Annotated in this window: 2 rRNA genes (1 of these 2 cut by a window edge); both read left to right on the top strand. The window is 54.1% G+C overall.

From position 1 onward, the window contains the following. Positions 1-1,394: ribosomal RNA gene (locus tag ACWDTF_RS24560) — 23S ribosomal RNA — on the top strand; it begins 1,841 nt to the left of the window's first position. 94 nt (positions 1,395-1,488) lie between these two features. Continuing rightward, a 5S ribosomal RNA gene (rrf, locus tag ACWDTF_RS24555) occupies positions 1,489-1,605 on the top strand. Positions 1,606-1,666 lie beyond the last annotated feature (61 nt).

Raw genomic sequence — 1,666 nt, 5'->3', positions numbered from 1 at the left:
CGCCTGAGAGGTGATGCGTAGCCGTTGCGGCGAAGTCCATGATCCTATGCTGCCGAGAAAAGCCTCTAGTGAGTTGGTACACGGCCCGTACCCCAAACCAACACAGGTGGTCAGGTAGAGAATACTAAGGCGATCGAGAGAACTGTGGTTAAGGAACTCGGCAAAATGCCCCCGTAACTTCGGGAGAAGGGGGACCTCGCTTGGTGACCGTCTTGACGACGTGAGCTGGGTGGGGTCGCAGAGACCAGAGAGAAGCGACTGTTTACTAAAAACACAGGTCCGTGCGAAGTCGTAAGACGATGTATACGGACTGACGCCTGCCCGGTGCTGGAAGGTTAAGAGGACCGGTTAATGCACCTTTGGTGTGTGAAGCTGAGAATTTAAGCCCCAGTAAACGGCGGTGGTAACTATAACCATCCTAAGGTAGCGAAATTCCTTGTCGGGTAAGTTCCGACCTGCACGAATGGCGTAACGACTTCTCTGCTGTCTCAACCACAGACTCGGCGAAATTGCAGTACGAGTAAAGATGCTCGTTACGCGCGGCAGGACGAAAAGACCCCGGGACCTTCACTATAGCTTGGTATTGGTGTTCGGTTCGGTTTGTGTAGGATAGGTGGGAGACTGTGAAGCGGCCACGCCAGTGGTTGTGGAGTCGTTGTTGAAATACCACTCTGATCGTATTGGACTTCTAACCTCGGACCCTGATCGGGTTCAGGGACAGTGCCTGGTGGGTAGTTTAACTGGGGCGGTTGCCTCCCAAAATGTAACGGAGGCGCCCAAAGGTTCCCTCAGCCTGGTTGGCAATCAGGTGTTGAGTGTAAGTGCACAAGGGAGCTTGACTGTGAGACGTACATGTCGAGCAGGGACGAAAGTCGGGACTAGTGATCCGGCACCGGCAAGTGGAAGCGGTGTCGCTCAACGGATAAAAGGTACCCCGGGGATAACAGGCTGATCTTCCCCAAGAGTTCATATCGACGGGATGGTTTGGCACCTCGATGTCGGCTCGTCGCATCCTGGGGCTGGAGTAGGTCCCAAGGGTTGGGCTGTTCGCCCATTAAAGCGGCACGCGAGCTGGGTTTAGAACGTCGTGAGACAGTTCGGTCTCTATCCGCCGCGCGCGTTAGAAACTTGAGGAAACCTGTCCCTAGTACGAGAGGACCGGGACGGACGAACCTCTGGTGTGCCAGTTGTCCCGCCAGGGGCACTGCTGGTTAGCTACGTTCGGAAGGGATAACCGCTGAAAGCATCTAAGCGGGAAGCCTGTTCCAAGATGAGGTTTCTCACCACCTTCGAGTGGTTAAGGCCCCCTACAGACCATGGGGTTGATAGGCCAGAACTGTACGCCTAGTAATAGGTTCAGGTGACTGGTACTAATCGGCCGAGGACTTACCAACAACATCTAACACTCAAAAGATTGACTCGCATCCACTATGTACTTCCGAGACAACACACAACAAACAAACCCTGTTGTGTGGGGTTTCATAATGTTACGGCGGCCATAGCGGAGGGGAAACGCCCGGCTCCATTCCGAACCCGGAAGCTAAGCCCTCCAGCGCCGATGGTACTGCACCTTAACCAGTGTGGGAGAGTAGGACACCGCCGAACACAACTTCATGAAGACCCCGTATTCGATACATTCATATCGAATACGGGGTCTTGTGCTATT

The sequence above is a fragment of the Gordonia sp. NPDC003422 genome (genome assembly GCF_053588675.1).
This window is presented reverse-complemented; position numbering and strand designations above follow the sequence as displayed.